Raw genomic sequence first — 18,652 nt, 5'->3', positions numbered from 1 at the left:
TCCGTCAAATCTGCGGAGGATGAGAGTCTTTAACCTATAAGCAAAGTAATTATCGCTACATAATATACGCCGTAAATCTTACGAGATTATCCTGACCAAACTGCACTGAATCGCCATTGAGTAAACGATATTGCACACCAGGATTTAAAGGTGTGTTGTTTAAATAGATACCATTTGTACTCATATCAACAATCATATAAGCATTTTGCGACCAGTCCCAATTGACGCGTGCATGGCGACGAGATACTATCCCCTCATTGGGAATCCCTGTTAAGTCAATTTCTGGGGCAACTGTCATACTTTGACTGCGACGACCGATAAAACCTGCTTCTCCCGACCAAATAAATTCTCTACCTGTGGTGTGAATCAGCTTGAGAACTGGTAGCCTTGGTGGTGGGGGATAACCCGGTTGTACAGGTGGAATATATGGATTCCCTCGTTGCTGATATTCTGTAGCATAATCAGCTGGGGGTTGATAGGTGGGTTGATTTACCCCAGGTATAGCACTTGGTTGGGGTGGAATTGGCTGTTGGGGAATTGGCTGTTGGGGAATTGGCTGTTGGGGAATTTGTTGCTGTGGATGTGGTTGGGGTGGATGTGGTTGGGGTGGAATTGGCTGCTGGGGATATGCTTGGGGTGATGTTGGTTGTGGCGAAACTTGTTTGGTTGGTGTGGGTGAAATTACATTCCCCAAGGGAGTTGAACACCAAGGACAAACTTTGGCGTTGTTGGGCAAAGCCCGGTTAAAATATTCACAACTAGGATTAGGGCACCGATTTGCAGGCATAGGACTTTATATCATCAGGTATATTTTGTAAAGCGACAAGACCTACTTTACTAAGTAAACACTGGCCCTGACGAGTAGTTAGTATCTCAGCAAATGTAGACCCCGGTGGTTGACGACTTTTGTCTTTAGGGTAGACCACAAATATAGGGTATCTTAAAGGATAGCGTTGAAAAGCCGTGACATCAAAAAAATAGTTATCATGCTGACACAGGTCATCAGCAGGGTTAATGGGACGGCGATCGCGTTTTTGAAATAGGGGTTGACTAGGATTGTTATTACCATTAACTATCGCCAAAGGATAGCCGGTACACTGGGCCCAGGTTTTGGTTAAAATCCCAAAACCAATAATTCCCGTTTGTTTACCCTCCAAAATTTCACTGCGGATGGTGTTTTGCGTTTTGGTTGTATCCAGTCTGGGGATATTTTTAAATAAAGCTACATCTTGAGGATCGTTTTGCAAAACTAATTTTTGAAATTGATATATCGCTTCCGGTTCAGTCGGTGCGTATGGTTTAATTGGTAAATTCGGCAATTTAGGATTAACTTGTTGCCAATTGGTAATTTTACCCGTATAAATTTGGCGTAATTGCTCTAGGGTAATTTTTCCGCCTAAAGCATTGGCTAAATTAGAATCTTTTTTATTAAATGCTACATATACAAGTAACCCATCATCAGCAAAGGACTTTTTCTCTAATTTATCTGTGATTTTATCAACTACACTCGTAATTGCAAAGTTTTGCTCGCCGCTAATTACTGCTTCTAAAGATTGATTAACATTATCTAAATCTTGAGACTTAACTGGTTGATAGTTAAATTCGGCTTTAACTTCTGGTTTGGGATTTGTTAACCATTTTTCCAGCGTCTGATCTTCAATTTGTTGCTTGAGAATAAAACTCCAGGTTCCATCTCTTTCACCTGTATAGCTGAATTTCCCAGAAGGTACATTATTTACTTCCGAAAATCTGCGAACAAGTCCCAGCCAAACTGCATATTTGCTTTTATCTTCTATTGGTTGGCGCTGGGATAAATAATACCAAATTCCCCCGCCTAGTAATAATAAAACAAAGATTAACAGCCAAATTAATTTTTTCCGGAAATCTTTTTCTTTATCTTCTGATGCTGATAATTGCGATGAATTATTTACTTGATTTTCTGGGGGAAGTTGCAGTAAAGCTTGACGCGCCGCTTCCGCACTAGCAAAGGGGTTTTCGAGCCTTAATAGGCGATAAATAAACTTTTTTAAATGATTATCTGTATGCGGCCAATGATCGTTGTCTCTAGGGTTGAGAGGTTCATTAGAATAAGTTGTGGTTCTTCCTACCAATAAATAAAACGCCACTAATCCTAATGCTTCTAAATCTTGTTCTCGCTTGCAAGGTGCAGGTTGGGTTTTAGCGGGAGGAATAAAGACATTTTCCCAAATAGCTAAATCGTCAAAATAGATATATGGTTGATTATTTTCTAGTTGAATTAAGATACTATCTAAACTCAGGTTACCATGTGCTAATCCTTGCTGCACTTGATTTGAAGGAAACCGCAGTTTTTGACTATGTAAAAATTCTAATGTTTGCAGAGCTTGATTGAGTAATTCGCGCACTTGTAGGGCTGTCATTGCCCCATTTTGGGTAATATATTGACGTAAAGTTTGGGCGGTTTCTGTACCTTTGGTAATTAAATAGCAGCGTTCGCCTTTTTCATCCGCGATCGCTTCCCAGGTATTGACAAGTCGGAAATTTTGTGTTCTGCTATCTGCTAACGTTACCCCTCCCACCCGCTTAAAAGTGTCTTTGCGTTCGCGAGTTTCTTGTTCGTTAAAACAACGGCTGGGGAGGAGGTATTCTTTAATAATTACAGGCTGGCGATCCTTAAGTTGAATTCCTGTATATAATCGCCCATTTCCCCGCGTTCCCAAAAAATTACCTACCTGATAATTATCCCGATTTCCCTTAATCACAGCTTCTTCGGGTAAAGTCGCCGGAAAACCGCATTCTAAACAAAATTTAGCACCTTTGATTTCCTGCGCAGTTTGAAAAGGGCGATCGCAATTTAAAGGAGCATTGTAGGAACAAGGATATTCTTGATAAAATTCCGCAGGCATAAGGTTGGAAGCGAGAGGAGAAAATAGGGGCTAGGGGGACAATTGTACAGACGCGATTCATCGCGTCTCTGAAAAATGACAAATCACGCTTTTACTAACCCTAACTTCAGCGCCGCTACAATAGCTTGAGTTCGGCTAGTAACTTTTAACTTATCAAAAATACTCGTCAGATGAGCTTTGACTGTAGCAACTGTCACATATAAATGTTTAGCAATTTCCTCATTAGAAGCACCTTGAGTTAACCAATATAAAACTTCTTGTTCTCTTTCTGTTAAGTGTAACTGATGGCAAGCTCTTAAAGTCGAATCGGAGTAAGCTTGAAAAAACCGGAAAAATCGGCTAGCAACTTCTGAAGGTAAGTAAATCTCCGATTGCATCACCGTATTAATAGCATCACCTAATTGGGTAGCCAAACGATTTTTAAACACGTAACCAGCAGCACCCGCTTGCATAGCGCGAAAAATCCAATCATCTTCTTGATGTGCTGATAATACTAAAACTTTACCAGTGTAAGCAATTTCTTTCAGCCTGAGTAAAACTGTAATGCCATCACTGCCGCTTAATTGTAAATCTAGTAAAATTAAATCTGGTGAATTTTTTAGCGTAAATTTTAACACTTGCTCTACAGAATCAGCTTCACCTACCACTTCTATTGGTAATGCTGCACTAATACTATAAAAATTCAAGAGAGTACGTATACCTTGACGAAAACGTTCTTCATCATCTACGAGCAGAACAGTAAGTTTGTGACTATTACTATTAACCATCTTCCAGACTCCTAGACATTTTCTGTCGAGGTAAAACTACACAAAATTGCGCACCACCTTCTGCTACACTTTGTGCCCATAGGTTTCCGCGATGGTCTAAAATAATTTTTCTCGCAATAGTTAAACCTAATCCTGTACCTCCAGGACGCTTAGAATAAAAAGGCGTAAATATTTTTTGAATATCTTCTGGTGATAATCCCGTCCCGCGATCGCTAATTTTAATTAAAATTTCTTCCTGAAAAATCTGCCAGCTACAAGTTACCGTTGCAGCATGAGGACTAAAGTAAACTGCATTACTTAAAAGATTATCAAAAACCTGCTTCATTTGTAAGCGGTCTATGAGGAGATTGGTAGATGTCGTAGGAATATTAATGTTGATTTGTTTTTGTTGAATTAACGGTTCTAATCCTTTGATACTTTCTAGCACTAAAGTTCTTAAATCTTGAGAAGATTTTCTTAATTTCGCCCCTTGACCGCAATCTATTAATTGACTTAAATTAGTATCTAAATCTTCTATACCTTCACGAATAATTGTAGCTTGTTCTTGGTATTTATTCCCGGTCAAGCCCAAGTATAAATTGTGAGCGTAAAGTCCAATCATTGCCAAAGAATTACGCAACTGATGCCCAATTTTATGGATTAACTCTTCTAGTAATTGGATTTCGGTTTTTTGTCTGCCATATACTAAATATATGCTGGCATACTTACTCAGTAACATTGCAGATTGCTGTAATTGCTGTTGCCGATCTAACGAAAGTGCTTCCTTTGTAATTATCTGAATATATTCTGGTTTTTGATTTCTATAACCTATGGGGCAAATATAAGCGAAAGTGGCAAGATTATGCAAATTACTGGCTTGTACCTCAAAGACTGGGGGGTAATTATTCAGCCAACTTTCTGAACGAAGATAAGCTAATTCTTTAACAGAGAATGGGGGTTGATTTGGTGCATAACTAATAACTTCTTGATGATTTTTTCTCAGACAATCATGATAGACAATCCGCGCAAATATAATGGGATAGTGACTAATTAATTGCTCAGATTGCAGCTGACAAAAACTTTGAATATTGAATGAATTTAAATCATCAAAATCCTGTTCTGTGTGCTGGGGAGAAAAGCCTGTTTTCATAGCTTGACTCACTTATGCGAATAAAGATTTATACTTAAGCAAATAAATACACCCAAAAAAACCGAATACTGACTACTGAATCAACTCATCAGCAGACAGATTGCGATCGCCTACTTCAGTTAAGCACCTCCACCACTCAGTCACAACTTACCTGTGTATAGCAGAACAGCATAAAACTATACAAGGCAAAAAATATTTAATTTTTTTGAAGACATCATCCCGCAGGAGGATCAAAACGTTAATGCAAACAGGCGATCGCTCGTCAAAGCAATCACAAACTCTTCCAGGTTAGGGATTTTCGCAGGAGGGGTTAACTATAATTAGATATTATCATTTGCCTTCAGCTCAATGTTGGGCGTTTACCAACGTTAATCAAGAGTGGACTGCTGTAATATTTCTTCAGCCTTGAATAATTAACTGAGCGCTAATTTCTAAAATAAATATTAAGTCTCAAAAAATAATTATGATTGGTCATATATGTAAGTCGGCGTAATTAAATATAGCTGGCAAAGGCTGTCATTTGTCATTTGTCATTTGTCATTTGTCATTGGTAAGAGGTTAAGGTTTATTTACATTTCTTAATATATTTAGGTTGATTTATACCGAATTACTTACAGCAGATTACAATTTGCTGAATACAGATAATTCTCAGACAGCACCGTACCCCTACCAATAATCAATGACTATTGACTATTGACTATTGACCATTGACTATTGACTATTGACCAATGACAGCCATTTTCATTGCACCAACCAACTTACTATTGTTTTATGCAATTTTCACCTGTGCTTTAACCTTGGTGTTGAGTATATATCCTGGTGTTCTTAATGGGTTATTAGGTTTTATTGCGATCGCATTTCTCTGGTTAATTTTGTTAGCTGCTTGTGCGATCGCGGGAATTAAACTTTGGTTAAGGCGCAAAGAACCAACCCTCAAGTCAGAATTCCAAAGGTTAACAGTCACATTCCTTATTATTATAGTTTCCTATAGTTTGCTAAAGTTTTATGTACCCCGGAGAATTGGCTTCTTTTTTTCTCGCCCAGCGTTTGTACAATGGTTAGCAAAAAATCCCAGCAAAACGAACCAACCGCGATTAATTGAGGCTAAATTAGGTATTTATCAAGTTGATGAATATGCCTCAAGTTCTAATGGTGGTAGCTATTTTAGAGTTTATAGTCATGGCGATGGATTAGGCCCGGATACAGTTTCTTACGGCTTTGCATATCAACCAAATTCGCAAACTAGCCCCTTTGGTGCTGCTAATTACCATATTTATCCATTAGGCGATCGCTGGTATTGGTTTCAAGCATCTAATGATTGGTGAGATAGCAAATTATATACAGCAGATTGCCAGTTAGTGAGGTAGAAATGATCGTTGATTGTAGGGGCACTGGCACTGCCATGCCCCGAAGCGCATACCTCATTTTCCTGAAATATGCTATATCAATTAAAAAATCATTTGGGGGTGAATTAATTCATATCCAGCATCTTTGATTTTTTGATTCGATACCCAAACATTATATGGGCGGTTACTTTCTTGAGAAGTATCCCAACTAATTGACGGTAAATTGTGTTTTGCAAATAACTGAGCAAAAAATTCTCGATTAATTAAATGTGCATCATCTACCACATTATAAATACCTTGCCAATTATCTTCTCGCGCCAAGTCAATTACACCCACAATATCATCAAGATGAATCCAATTAGTGATATCATCACCAGTACCAGGACGAGTTGTACCCGCAACGCGCCCAAATATTTTAATCAGTTCTCTACCAGGGCCATAAATACCGCCCAAACGCAAAATACATACCCGAAGATTGTCAGTAGCTGCTGATAGTAATACTTCTTCAGTTTGTCGCATTATAATACTATTCTGGTTGCTAGGATTCACGATTGTTTCTTCATCGACAACCGCGCCATTTCTATTACCATATACAGAATAAGAACCTGTATATATAACTTGCCGAATAGTAGATATTTCAGGTAAGATAGATACTAAAGTTTTAGCCGTTTGCAAATAGGCTGTTTCATAATCACCACCTTTAGCAGAGACAGTTAACAGCACTACATCTTGATTCTTTAATGCTGCTTTTAACCCCTCATAATCGTTGCCTTTTGTGACAATCACTTTTTGGGATAAGGTTTCTAATTCTGAGATTCTTGCAGGTGTCGTTGTAGTTGCAGTCACGACAAAGTTATTTTTTTCTTGCCAATATTTAGCAACTGCACAACCAACATAACCACAACCAATAATTGCAATATTCATAAAGATAGGGGCTAGGGATTAGGGATGAGAAAAGAAAGATTGTTATGATTTTCAGGAATTACGCAAAATTAATTATAGTTATTTTTTGTAGTAAAAACTTTAGTAATCACTACGAATTCAAAAACATAGGCTAGTAAATGAGGTACGCGCTTGGGGGCATGGCAGTGCCAGTGCCCCTACAATCAACGATAATCTGTACCTCACCAACTTACAATCTGCTGTATAACTTTGTTGTGTGATTGTTGTGTGATTAGCTGTATTGATAATCATAAAATTTAAAGATGACGGATAAAGTATAAGTAAGTCAGTAAACAATAAAGTCTTTACCAATGACAAATGACAAATGACAAATGACACTTACTTACTTTATCCTTCATCCTTGAATTGATTATTTTGCTAATTCACTTTCGAGAGTTGCAATTAATTCTGGTGAATATGGCTTGACACTACTTTTAAATCGCGCTACAACTTCACCTTGCTTATTAACTACAAACTTTTCAAAATTCCAAGCTACAGGCCCGGTTGGTTCAACTGCATTTGTGAGTCTGGCATAAAGTGGGTGTTCTTGCGGCCCTTTAGTTTGCACTTTATCGAATAGTTCAAAACTAACTGCATACTTACTAGTACAGAATTGAACAATTTCTTCGTTGCTACCTGGTTCTTGTGCGCCAAAATCATTGCAAGGAAAAGCCAAAATGCTTAATCCCGCATCTTGATATTCTTGGTTCAACTTTTCTAATCCCTCATATTGAGGAGTATAACCACAGTAGGATGCGACATTCACAATTAAGAGTACTTTACCCTGGTACTCGCTCAATTGCTTATTCTCACCATTGATGGTTGTGACTGTAATGTCAGAAATGTTAGCGCTCATGTTAAATTTTTGCTGGTGAATTATTACTAAATTTTGTCAGAAATTGGCTTGTAATTTTCTGCTGCAAACTCCTTTTCAATTTGCAGATATTGCGGAACGCCAACCAGTGCTTGAAAATCTTGAAAGCTGACTAATTCGGAAAAATTCGCTGTGTTTCCCTCGGCTTTAAGCTGCTCAAAGCAAGCAGTCATAATTTTTGTGACGGCTAATAAAGCAGTTAAGGGGAAAAAGACGATTTTGAAACCTAATTGCTGTAACTCAGCCGGAGACATCTGCGGAGTTTTACCACCTTCAACGATATTAGCGACTAATGGCACATTAGGAAAAGCGGCAGCGATCGCTTTTAATTCTGCAACAGATTGGGGCGCTTCCACAAATAGTATATCTGCACCAGCTGCAATATAAGCACGACCGCGAGCGATCGCTTCTTCTAAACCCAGTGGCGCGCGGGCATCAGTCCGGGCAATAATAACTAAATTGCTATCACCTCTTGCTTCTACAGCAGCGCGGATTTTACCTGCATGTTCTGCCAGGGAAACTACGCGCTTACCTTCAAAATGACCGCACTTTTTCGGCCATTCCTGATCCTCTAACAGTACCCCAGCCAAACCTAACTGTACAGCATCCTTGATAGTCCGCATCACATTCAAGGCGTTACCATAGCCAGTATCTAAATCCGCAATCAACGGTACATCAATTGACTGAGCAATTCGCCCTACACTGTAGAGCATTTCTGTAGCCGTGAGAAAACCATAATCTGGTAAACCCAAGGTAGAAGCAGCAATACCGAAACCGCTAGTAGCTACTACTTCAAAACCTGACTTTTGGGCTAGTTTCGCACCCAAACAGTCATAAACACCAGGAATCACAATAATTTCAGGACGCGCTAATAACTGACGCAGTTTTTGTCCAGCTGACATAGAGTAATTTTTTAATCGAGAATTCCCCTATTTGAGAATACAGCGTTGGATGCCAAATTTGATTCGCTATGCCTGTCAGTTGTTAGGGAACTCCAAAGAATAAATTATGCCAAATTGTAGGGGCGGGGTGACCCCCATAGGTGTCAACTTAAGCCGAAAGCTATATAGGGCAGGCGTTGTGCAAAACCCTCTCGCCCTCATCCCCTAACCCCTTCTCCCCAAGGAGAAGGGGAATTGGATCTCTAGCTCCCCTCTCCCCAGGGGAGAGGGGCTGGGGGTGAGGTCGAAACCTTTTCATCAAGCGGATTTCACCTTAAGTTGACACAGGTGGGGGTGATCCCAATCCTACGAGATTGCTGTGGTTTTTGTGGGTTCCAGTTGCTCAATACCAACAATTTCTGGATTGTTTTGAATTTCTTGCTGGGTGTGAAATGTGAAATGTCGCTGCTGTGAGACTTGTCGCCACTCTTGTTGTAATGCTGTGTGCGGATAACTACCACTGTTCAGCATGTCCAAGATTCCCGGCCACACTAGTTTAATACTATGGACATCACCAACAAACACTTTAAACCGACCAATGTTAGCGATCGCATAAATTCCACTAGCCATAAGCATGAGAAAATCCATTAGTCTGTGATCAAAAAATCCTCAGGACAAGCACAAACAAAGACACAGGGCAATCAATGCCCCATGCCCCATGCCCCATGCCCTATAATCAAATTTACCCTTCTAGCGATCGCTTATATACTGGTCTGCCTTGGGAATCGTAAATAGCCAAAGACATATTCGCATTGTCACTAATTACACCTAAAGCTTGCTGTAAAACTTCTAAGTGTCTATTACCATTGGCAATCATCCCCGGATTTCCTGAATTTGCAGGTATATTACTTTGCCTTGCTTGGTCATATTCACGGGTTAACTGGACATTAATTTCTTGATTACTGATAGTAAAAGTACATATCCGCAGCCCTTGAGTACAAACTTTATTAAGATCGGTACGAGTTTTTTGCAAATTATTTGCAATTTCTAGTTTTACTTGTGCCTGTTTCAGGGTGGAAGAATAAGGTTCGATTAAAGATTGTGCCTGACGATATTGAAAGCTATCCTCATTTATTTGTTTAGCAGACTGTAAAGCTAGTTCCCATTGGGCAACAGCCCCTTGCCATTGTTGCTTCTGCTCAAACTCTTTAGCTTGCTTGGCGGCGTTAATAGCTTGTTGATAGGTTTTCGCGGCTAGTTGTTCTTTAGTGGCGCGATTGCGTGCTGTTGCTAATTTTGGTTTATATTCTTTTAACAGTTCTTGTGCTTGTTGATATTCTGAGCTACTAGGCGGAATGATAATCAAAGCATTAACTGCTACTTGCCAAGTAGACTGAACTTTGATTAAGTCCCTTAAGGATTTAATTGTGGTTTCTTGTTGGGCGGCTGCATTCGCTACAGCTTTTGCGGCAGTCAGTTTTTTGAGCCATTTCTCTGCTGCGAGTAATTGCTGATTAACACCGTTTAATCCAGCACGATAACTCAGCAATTTTACTTGAGCTAAATTATATAATTCGCTATTATTAGATATAGCTTCTAATGGAGCGATCGCTCTTCGCCATAGTTTTTGTCTCGCCTGTAATTCCTCTAAGTTAGTAGTAGGCGTTTGGGTTTTCTTGATAGCCAAAGTTCCTGCTTGTAAAGCTTTGACTACGGCATCAATTTTTTCAGTCGAGCTAGCTAAATTAGTTTTTAGTTCTTCAATTTTGCCCTTATTTAGCGACCAAGCAGGAATTTGTGCTATTTCAGTCTTGGAAGCTTCGATTTGTTGTTGTAATGCGACTAATTGCTGCTCAGATTTCGCCTGACGCATCAAGCGTTTAGATTCAGTTGTTAATTGTTCCGCATTTTGTATTGCTGGACAATTTGAAAGAATACAAGGATTGGCGAGAAAGTAAATTCCGCTACCTAAAACCAAAGTTCCTACACCAGCTACAGCCAACAATATTAACTTGATGGGTTTTTTGGACTTAGAAGTTAATAAATTTGGTGAGTCTGCGAAGGGATCGAAGGGTGCTTCTTCCTCAATGTCATCCCTAAAGGAACCATTGGAGATAGTAGAAGCGAAGGCTGCATCGGATTCGTGGTTGAAATCGCTGAATGTTGGTGTGGAATCAGGGGGAGGGAATGAGTCGTCAAGTTCATCAGCGAATGAACGGCCAAATACAGGTGGTGTAAAAGGTAAGTCAGTCTCATCACTGAATGCAGTTTTGGCATTAGTTGGCGTGAAGTCGGAATTCACTGCATCGCTTCTGTTCTCTGGTATGGGGTCAGATAAAGAAGGGAAAATTAACTCATTACCAAAAGTATTATCAGTAGATTCTTGGGCAACACTTGCCTGTTGCGGATTATAGGTATTTATTTCATCAATTTCTACCCTCTGATTAATATAGAGGGAACGTTTGGTATAAGGACGTTTTTCACCCAATACTCGCAGAAAGCATTGTATAGGTTCATGCCGATGACTTAGTAGTGACTGAATGGCATCCTCAAGTACTTGAAAGACGGTGTGAGTGTCAACTGTCAAGCCTGTTGGATGTTGAATGAGAATCATTAGTTCATCATTATTGACAGCACACTTCACTTGGAAGGCTCCACCAAACGGGACTTCGGCCAGAAATAGTTCCTGCAAAGTTTTGGTTAGTAGCTGTAGGTCATCTTGCTGAACTGCTACTTTCATAGAGGTTTCTTCTATATAGTGTTTCTTATCTTCGAGAGTGGGAAAGTTAGGACTTTCGTTTTTGGAATGCAGATGCACAGTTTAAGCAACCAGAGCCAGAGAATCAGATTGACCAACTTTCTAACACAAATTCTGAGTTTTCACCAAAAATCTATAGAACAGGAATTACCTGTCTCTACCTAGTTGTCCCCGAATTCAAGTACTATTTGACAATCTTACAGAAATGAGAAATTACTCCTAAAAAATGGGCATAATAAAATCTTTGGTTATTTTCCCTCAGTTCCTAAGGCAGATAAAATGCATCGCTGCTACTGAGCTTGAGTTGAGCATTTACAGTACACTAAGAATTGTCAAAAGCTAAATATACCTGACGATCGCGGTTGCTGATGAATATGATGATTCACTGACAACCTGGGAAATTTACTGAGGAGATTAATTACCTATTGGGGAACTACTACTAATTTTTGACTGAGAAAGTTTAATTTACCTTAGTGACTGAATTAGATAAAATTGATTGATGAAATTAAATTTTTATAGGTATGTATAGCTAAGTTTGTCATCAAGTTGCTGTGAAAGATTAACAGCAATAGTTACAGAAATACTCTGCAAATGTCGCTACCAGGTGCGTGTTCATGGATTTATTAGAATACCAAGTTAAAGAATGGTTTGGGAAAATCGGCATTCCTGTATTGCCATCTCAAAGAATCGATCATCCCACCGATCTCAAGCGGTTAAAAATTCGTTATCCTGTAGTGTTAAAATCGCAAGTCCATGCAGCTGAACGGGCGAAAGCAGGTGGTGTCAGGATTGTAGAAACAACCATCGATGCGATCGCAGCTGCGCAAACAATCTTCAATTTGCCAATTTGGGGCGAGTTACCGGAGGTGGTATTGGCAGAGTCAAAATATGATGCCAAGCAAGAATTATATTTAGCAGTAGTTTTAGATACTGCGGTCTGTCGCCCAGTGCTTTTAGGCTGCAAGGAAGCTGATATTGATTGGGAATCAGCTGGGGAAAAAATGGAGTATGTGGTGGTAGAACAGGAATTTTCGCCCTTTTATGCCCGCAGATTAGCTTTAAAGTTGGGTTTAGAAGGTACCTTGATGCAGTCGATTAGCGATGCGATCGAGAAAATGTATCATTTATTCATCCAGAAAGATTTAGACTTAGTCGAAATTAATCCTCTAGGGGTGAGTGCTTCCGGTCAAGTTATGGCTTTGAATGGCAAAGTCAGAGTTAATGAAAGAGCGATTGGGCGACATCCAGAAATTTCCCAAATGGCAGCCAAAATCGTCAAATCTCACGGTAATAGCGAGAATAACGGTCATGGGGGTAAATGGGATAGTGGAGAAACACACGGTAAAATCGGCATTCTCGGTAATGGTACGGGTTCGGTATTGGCAACTTTAGATTTAGTTGTCAATTCTGGCGGTAAGCCGGGACTGTGCTTAAATTTACGCCATGCTTTCTTAAGCGATACAGCCGAGACGACATTTTGCGATCGCTTAGATACCAGTTTAAAAATCTTGACTGCTGATAAAAGCATACAAGTAATTTTGATCAATCTCTTGGGTAGCAGTTCCCAAGATACAGAATTGGCTGAGGTGATTGGCAAATTTATTCAACAATATCAAACAGAAATTAAACCCCAAGCTGTCCGTTCTAACGGGCAAAGAAGCCGTCGTGATAGTGGTTCTCCCCGATTAGTAGTCCGGCTGGCTGGTTCAGAATTTAACACAGCTAGAAAATATTTAGCTACCTTAAAAGCCCAAAGTGATAGCCTGATCGTAGTCGAAAATCTAGACGAAGCAGTAGCAGAATCAGTACGTTTGGCTAAGTCAACTGTATCTAAACGGTAAATTCTGCAAATCAAAATAGCTGCGATTAAGACATACACTAGATGTTGAATGAGTATTGTAATTAACAACTAACTTGTGTTAGCGATCCCAATTCATCGGAACTTTGGGAAAAGTAACAATAAGTGAATGTGTTATGCAATACTTGTTTAACATTTTTGTAGCATAACCTAGAATTAATCAGTTTTTTTCCACAATATTTGTAAAATATAGTCAAAATTATCTGTTGTAACCCCGTGTAATCTAAAACACATATTTATTGTGCGATCGCTTTATCTATCATTGGTTATTGCTATTTTCACAACTAATGACTGTCTTAACCCAAGATTGTGCAAATTAGCGGATCGTTAACTCATGTATTGATATCTTCCCCGTACTTATAGCGCTGGGATGGCAAAATTACCGTAATTTTTTATGAATTTAACCCTAGACAGTAAAGTCATCATCCAAGGTTTCAGTGAATTTATCACAGCAACTCATGTGACGCAAATGAAAGCTTATGGTACTAATTTAGTTGCTGGTGTAAATCCTGGATTTGGTGGAAAACAATTGTACGATCTGCCAGTCTTCGATTTAGTAGAGGAAGTTGTCAAACAGTTTGGGGCAATTGACACAACTATTATATGTGTTAATCCTTACCAAGTTCTAGATGCAGCCTTAGAAGCGATCGCTTCTAATATTCGCCAGATTATCATCATCTCAGCTGGCGTGCCACCTTTAGATATGGTGCAATTACTCCGCAAAGCCGAAGCCTGTGAAACTTTGGTAGTCGGCCCTAACAGTCCGGGGATCATCGTTCCGGGAAAAATTATTCTCGGTACTCACCCCAGTGAATTTTATACCCCTGGTAATGTGGGAATTGTCAGCCGTAGCAGTACTCTCACCTACGAAGTCGCTTGGGAATTAACCAAAGCAGGTTTAGGGCAATCGATTAGCGTTAGTATTGGCAGCGATACCATAGTCGGCTCATCATTTCTGCAATGGCTGCAAATTCTCGATGAGGATGAAACCACCCAAGCAATTGTATTAGTCGGGCAACCAGGCGGCGGTAGTGAAGAAGCCGCAGCCCGCTACATTGCCGAAGCCATTGATAAACCAGTAATTGCCTATATTGCAGGGAAACACGCCCCCCCAGGCAAACATTGGCGGCAAACTGGCACGTTAGCCACCATTATCGGCCGCGATCCCAACTTTGGCACAGCACAACATAAATTATTGGCTTTCCAAGAAGCACATGTCCCCGTAGCCGAACGCCCTTCACAAATTCCTGAATTAGTGAGGAAAGCGATTAAGTGATGGGCATGGGGCATTGGGCATTGGGCATTGGGCATGGGGCATTTAGGGACTGACAAAAAATAAATTACCCATATTTCTTAGTGCGAGCATCTTGCTCGCAGGTGTTCAAAAGCGAGCAAGATGCTCGCACTACAAATTTATTGGGTATTTAAAAAATTGGATGTCCCTTACCATTGTACAGACGCGATTAATCGCGTCTCTAACAACTGACCATTGGCACAAAGGGCGGGGTTTCCCCGCCCCTACTCGTCAATTTGACCGATGCGCCGAATATTGAGAATGTCGCTCATTTTTTTAATTTGCACAAACACTTGTTCTAGTTGGGGGCGATCGCGTATATCTATACCCAAGTCCATTAATGCTGGTTGTCCAATCGCTGTTTTTACCTGGGCGTAGCGGACGTTAATTCCCTGGTCGCTTAACCGCGATAAAATATCCTTTAAAACACCCACTCGGTCTAATGCTTCAATTTGAACATTCACCGGGTAAGTATGGGGACGAGAACTATGTTCGGCGGCTGCATTCCAACCTACTGGTACTAGGCGTTCATATTCCACGCATTCCAGGTTATGACAGCCTTGGCGGTGGATGGAAATGCCTTTACCTCTGGTAACTACACCAATAATTGGTTCGCCAGGAATGGGCGTACAACAGCCAGCTAGATGATATACCAAACCTTCTACCCCAACAATTGGCGAATCACTGGCACGGGAGGTTGCAGGCGCATCGCGTAAAGCTTTGTTAGCTGCGGCTGATTCTTTGGGGAGAAATGGCTGGACAACAGCAAGGGGTTGTTGGGCTTTGACTACTTCGCGCCAACGGTTTAATACTAAATTTAGGGTAATTTCACCGTAACCTAAACCGGCAAGTAAATCTTCTACGCTGTGGTAATTACATTTTTCGGCGACACTCTGCATTGCATCTGATTTCAGCAGGCTATCAAAACCGGTTTTACCCAGTTCTTTTTCTAGTAATTCCCGACCGCGAGCTACATTTTCTTCCCGGCGCGATCGCTTGTACCATTGTTTAATCCGGTATTTAGCGGCGGAGGTTCTGACAAAGTTCAACCAATCCAAGCTGGGGTGGCTGTTCTTTTGCGTCATGATTTCCACAATATCGCCGTTTTGCAAGCGGGTTGAGAGGGGAACCATGCGCCCGTTCACTTTTGCCCCGGCGCAGTGGTTGCCGACTTCGGTATGAATGTGGTAAGCAAAGTCTATACTGGTGGCACCAGGGCTTAAGGGTATGACATCACCTTTAGGGGTGAATACATATACGTCATCTTCAAATAAATTATCTTTGACGCTATCTAAATACTCTTGAGCATCTTTTAAATCGCTTTGCCATTCGAGTAATTGCCGCAACCAAGTAAATTTTTCATCAGTGGTACTTAAATGGCTATTGTTAGAATTGCCTGTTTCTTTATATTTCCAATGGGCAGCAATTCCGTACTCCGCAATATGGTGCATTTCCATTGTGCGAATTTGTACTTCTAACGGACGACCTGTCAGCCCAATTACACCAGTATGCAATGACTGGTAACGGTTTGGTTTTGGTAGTCCGATGTAATCTTTAAATCTACCAGGAATTGGGCGAAAGGCATCATGAACTATGGCTAAAGCACGGTAACATTCTTCGTTAGTTTCAACAATTATCCGCAATGCTGCTAAGTCATAAATCTCATGAAATTCTTTTTGCTGTCGTTGCATCTTTTGGTAGATACTATAAAGATGCTTGGGACGACCGCTAATATCCAGACAATTGATGCCAGATTGTTGCAAGCGATCGCGTAAAATGGCTGTGGCTTTGGCTAATTTTTCTTCTCGCGATGTGCGTTTCTCAGAAACGTGCTGTTGAATTTGCCGGAAAGCATCAGGCTCTAAATATTTAAAAGATAAATCTTCTAATTCCCATTTAAAATGCCAGATCCCCAAACGATTAGCTAAGGGCGCAAAAATATCTCTGGTTTCTTGGGCAATACGGCGGCGTTTTTCATCTGGCATTACTTGTAAAGTTCGCATATTATGCAATCTATCTGCTAACTTCACAACAATGACTCGAATATCTTGCGCCATTGCTAAAAACATCCGCCGAAAGTTTTCCGCTTGACTTTCTGTTTTACTTTTGAAATTAATTTTAGAAAGTTTGGTGACGCCTTCAACTAATTGTCTAACTTCTGCGCCAAAAAGCTCTCCTATTTGCTCAATTGTGATATCTGTATCCTCCACTACATCATGGAGAAATCCAGCTGCTATCATAGCAGGACTACCACCTAAATCATATAGTAATCCCGCTACAGCGACGGGATGACAAATGTAAGGTTCGCCAGATTTACGGTATTGTCCTTGATGCAGTTGATAAGCAAATTCAAATGCACGACAAATTAAATTAGCATCATTAAACCTGCGATCGCTTTCAGCATTGCCATTACTAGTTTTTGAATGGGTTATGCATTTCTTAAGCCAATCCGGAAGAGGAATATCAACTGAAGAATTAATAACTATAGTGCTCATACAAAGGGGACTAGAGGTGATCTGTGGTTAATTTCAGATAGGGACAAAAATTACAGCATTGTCGATAGCAAATGCTGTTGTCCAAAGGCTAGTTCATCAAGTCATATAAATCTGATACCTTTATTGCCTATGGTAATCATCCAGTGCGGGTTTCTTGCTGCATCATCCCAAATATATATTGCTGGCAAATGAAGCCTCAAAGCGTAATTTGAGGCTTCTAGTTCTAAAAAGAGCTTAAGAAAGTTTATTGTAGAAAAAAAATTACTTGACATTAATACTATCTTAACTAGCACTGGATGTCTCTAAATACAGATAAATATCAGGTATTGGCTAGCTTTCTAGAGGAGTTCCGCTCTGATGCTACTAACACCCAACTCAATGCGAATCAACTGCGACAGCGTTTAGCCTCCTTAAAACAATTGTTTGTACAGCAGATTGTACCTTTAACTGAGGAAGACTCAAAGGAGCAGTCTTATCGGACAGAGATGAGTAAGCAGCTACGGTTGTTGGAAATTGACATTATGTTTTTCCAAGGAGCAAGGCAGGTGTCAACTGCACAAGCAAGGCTGCAAACAATTAGCGATCGCTTGACAACTCTGATCCGATATTGCGATGCTATCCTACGACCAGAAGAAACAAGGGAAGAATCATAATTAATCCCTGCTCTCTGTTGTTACTTTATCATCCCATTTAAAACTGATTGTTGACAGCTATTTTCGCCACAAGTTCTCCAATCAGTTATCTATCCCTTGAACTTACGCGATCCCCACCGCAGACTCGGCAATTACAACTGTGGAGAAAATTTACAAAAACTTTGATCCCCAAACATACGTTTTCCTGATACTCAAAATCTGAAATTCTGATGTGTAAAGGTTTTCATTATCCCACACCTGAGTCAAAAAAACTTCTTTGCCATATAATATTTTTCTCTAATCAGAGTATATAAAACTAAACTTTAGTTCATCATTTATCTAGTCTAAGCTAGAAGACTCCCGCTAACCTTCGGTTTAGTGGGAGATGAATAGCGGTCAAAAACGAAACACCCTTTTAGACGATATTTCGTGCAACGAAATTAGTCTAGGAGGGTAGTTGAGTTTTTGACAATCTTTTGGTATTATTCTTGATAGAAATTAAGTATAAACATGATAGTCTACGAAGCAAAAGCGGAAACAACAAAAGAGCAGTTGTTCAAGATAAATGAAGTCTTGAGAACTGCTCTTTTTGTGCGTAATTCTTGCTTGCGCTATTGGTTAGATAGTCATGCAAAAACCGGATTTGATTTAAACAAATACACGAAAGTTTTGTCAGACAATCCTGACTTTCCTTGGGTATCAAAACTGAACTCAACAGCAAGACAGGCAATGGCAGAACGAGCGTGGGCAGCAATTTCAAGATTTTTTGATAATTGCAAGAAAAAGATTCC

At 40.1% G+C, this 18,652-nt stretch carries 14 protein-coding genes and 1 pseudogene; 5 read left to right on the top strand and 10 right to left on the bottom strand.

Annotated elements, in window-relative coordinates:
- Window positions 1-55 precede the first annotated feature (55 nt).
- The 4 genes from AACW45_RS26855 to AACW45_RS26840 all read right to left on the bottom strand — a co-directional run bounded on the left by AACW45_RS26855 (window position 56) and on the right by AACW45_RS26840 (window position 4,781).
- The gene (locus AACW45_RS26855; protein ID WP_190636046.1) at window positions 56-787 is read right to left on the bottom strand and encodes an FHA domain-containing protein; all 732 of its coding nucleotides are present in this window, start codon (window positions 785-787) and stop codon (window positions 56-58) included.
- Window positions 765-2,885, bottom strand: coding sequence for a substrate-binding domain-containing protein (locus AACW45_RS26850; protein ID WP_190636044.1), 2,121 nt, complete (start codon window positions 2,883-2,885; stop codon window positions 765-767). The genes AACW45_RS26855 and AACW45_RS26850 overlap by 23 nt, the downstream gene beginning before the upstream one ends.
- Before the next feature lie 83 nt (window positions 2,886-2,968).
- Entirely contained in the window at window positions 2,969-3,652 is a 684-nt protein-coding gene (locus tag AACW45_RS26845) for a response regulator transcription factor (protein WP_190636043.1), read from the bottom strand.
- The gene (locus tag AACW45_RS26840; protein ID WP_190636040.1) at window positions 3,645-4,781 is read right to left on the bottom strand and encodes a sensor histidine kinase; all 1,137 of its coding nucleotides are present in this window, start codon (window positions 4,779-4,781) and stop codon (window positions 3,645-3,647) included. Before AACW45_RS26840 ends, AACW45_RS26845 begins: the two co-directional genes overlap by 8 nt.
- Window positions 4,782-5,509: 728 nt before the next feature.
- Between AACW45_RS26840 and AACW45_RS26835 the strand changes: the two genes are divergently transcribed.
- Window positions 5,510-6,106: a hypothetical protein gene (locus AACW45_RS26835; RefSeq protein WP_190636038.1), complete on the top strand. Its 597-nt coding sequence runs from the start codon at window positions 5,510-5,512 to the stop codon at window positions 6,104-6,106.
- A gap of 123 nt (window positions 6,107-6,229) precedes the next feature.
- Here the strand turns inward: AACW45_RS26835 and AACW45_RS26830 are convergent, their stop codons facing one another.
- The 5 genes from AACW45_RS26830 to AACW45_RS26810 form a co-directional block, all read right to left on the bottom strand.
- Window positions 6,230-7,051 (bottom strand): SDR family oxidoreductase, encoded by an 822-nt coding sequence (locus tag AACW45_RS26830; protein ID WP_190636036.1) that lies wholly within the window; start codon window positions 7,049-7,051, stop codon window positions 6,230-6,232.
- A 388-nt stretch (window positions 7,052-7,439) separates the two neighbouring features.
- A complete protein-coding gene (locus AACW45_RS26825; protein ID WP_190636034.1) occupies window positions 7,440-7,925 on the bottom strand; it encodes a glutathione peroxidase in 486 nt (161 codons plus the stop codon).
- 26 nt (window positions 7,926-7,951) lie between these two features.
- Window positions 7,952-8,845: an isocitrate lyase/PEP mutase family protein gene (locus AACW45_RS26820; protein ID WP_190636032.1), complete on the bottom strand. Its 894-nt coding sequence runs from the start codon at window positions 8,843-8,845 to the stop codon at window positions 7,952-7,954.
- 345 nt (window positions 8,846-9,190) lie between these two features.
- Window positions 9,191-9,460, bottom strand: coding sequence for a hypothetical protein (locus tag AACW45_RS26815; RefSeq protein WP_313933808.1), 270 nt, complete (start codon window positions 9,458-9,460; stop codon window positions 9,191-9,193).
- A gap of 106 nt (window positions 9,461-9,566) precedes the next feature.
- Window positions 9,567-11,564: a hypothetical protein gene (locus AACW45_RS26810; protein ID WP_190636031.1), complete on the bottom strand. Its 1,998-nt coding sequence runs from the start codon at window positions 11,562-11,564 to the stop codon at window positions 9,567-9,569.
- A gap of 632 nt (window positions 11,565-12,196) precedes the next feature.
- Here AACW45_RS26810 and AACW45_RS26805 point away from each other — a divergent pair.
- On the top strand, window positions 12,197-13,423 hold the full coding sequence (locus AACW45_RS26805; RefSeq protein ID WP_190636029.1) for a succinate--CoA ligase subunit beta: 1,227 nt from the start codon (window positions 12,197-12,199) through the stop codon (window positions 13,421-13,423).
- 411 nt (window positions 13,424-13,834) lie between these two features.
- Entirely contained in the window at window positions 13,835-14,716 is an 882-nt protein-coding gene (locus AACW45_RS26800) for a succinate--CoA ligase subunit alpha (protein WP_190636027.1), read from the top strand.
- A 242-nt stretch (window positions 14,717-14,958) separates the two neighbouring features.
- Here the strand turns inward: AACW45_RS26800 and AACW45_RS26795 are convergent, their stop codons facing one another.
- Complete coding sequence (locus tag AACW45_RS26795; RefSeq protein WP_190636025.1) at window positions 14,959-17,229, bottom strand: RelA/SpoT family protein; 2,271 nt, start codon at window positions 17,227-17,229, stop codon at window positions 14,959-14,961.
- A gap of 296 nt (window positions 17,230-17,525) precedes the next feature.
- Between AACW45_RS26795 and patD the strand changes: the two genes are divergently transcribed.
- Window positions 17,526-17,882: a heterocyst frequency control protein PatD gene (gene patD, locus AACW45_RS26790; RefSeq protein ID WP_190636023.1), complete on the top strand. Its 357-nt coding sequence runs from the start codon at window positions 17,526-17,528 to the stop codon at window positions 17,880-17,882.
- Between the two features lie 489 nt (window positions 17,883-18,371).
- Window positions 18,372-18,652: pseudogene (locus AACW45_RS26785) on the top strand (RNA-guided endonuclease TnpB family protein); the annotation flags it as partial.

This window comes from Calothrix sp. FACHB-168, assembly GCF_963889195.1.
Lineage (GTDB): Bacteria > Cyanobacteriota > Cyanobacteriia > Cyanobacteriales > Nostocaceae > Aulosira > Aulosira anomala_A.
Note: the sequence above shows the minus strand (reverse complement) of the source record. Positions and strands in the feature narration are given on the sequence as shown.

Coding starts and splice junctions, on each gene's coding strand:
- AACW45_RS26855 (WP_190636046.1), bottom strand. CDS start 787: ATGCCTGCAAATCGGTGCCCTAATCCTAGTTGTGAATATTTTAACCGG.
- AACW45_RS26800 (WP_190636027.1), top strand. CDS start 13,835: ATGAATTTAACCCTAGACAGTAAAGTCATCATCCAAGGTTTCAGTGAA.
- AACW45_RS26815 (WP_313933808.1), bottom strand. CDS start 9,460: ATGCTTATGGCTAGTGGAATTTATGCGATCGCTAACATTGGTCGGTTT.
- AACW45_RS26825 (WP_190636034.1), bottom strand. CDS start 7,925: ATGAGCGCTAACATTTCTGACATTACAGTCACAACCATCAATGGTGAG.
- AACW45_RS26810 (WP_190636031.1), bottom strand. CDS start 11,564: ATGAAAGTAGCAGTTCAGCAAGATGACCTACAGCTACTAACCAAAACT.
- AACW45_RS26840 (WP_190636040.1), bottom strand. CDS start 4,781: ATGAAAACAGGCTTTTCTCCCCAGCACACAGAACAGGATTTTGATGAT.
- AACW45_RS26795 (WP_190636025.1), bottom strand. CDS start 17,229: ATGAGCACTATAGTTATTAATTCTTCAGTTGATATTCCTCTTCCGGAT.
- patD (WP_190636023.1), top strand. CDS start 17,526: ATGTCTCTAAATACAGATAAATATCAGGTATTGGCTAGCTTTCTAGAG.
- AACW45_RS26830 (WP_190636036.1), bottom strand. CDS start 7,051: ATGAATATTGCAATTATTGGTTGTGGTTATGTTGGTTGTGCAGTTGCT.
- AACW45_RS26850 (WP_190636044.1), bottom strand. CDS start 2,885: ATGCCTGCGGAATTTTATCAAGAATATCCTTGTTCCTACAATGCTCCT.
- AACW45_RS26835 (WP_190636038.1), top strand. CDS start 5,510: ATGACAGCCATTTTCATTGCACCAACCAACTTACTATTGTTTTATGCA.
- AACW45_RS26845 (WP_190636043.1), bottom strand. CDS start 3,652: ATGGTTAATAGTAATAGTCACAAACTTACTGTTCTGCTCGTAGATGAT.
- AACW45_RS26805 (WP_190636029.1), top strand. CDS start 12,197: ATGGATTTATTAGAATACCAAGTTAAAGAATGGTTTGGGAAAATCGGC.
- AACW45_RS26820 (WP_190636032.1), bottom strand. CDS start 8,845: ATGTCAGCTGGACAAAAACTGCGTCAGTTATTAGCGCGTCCTGAAATT.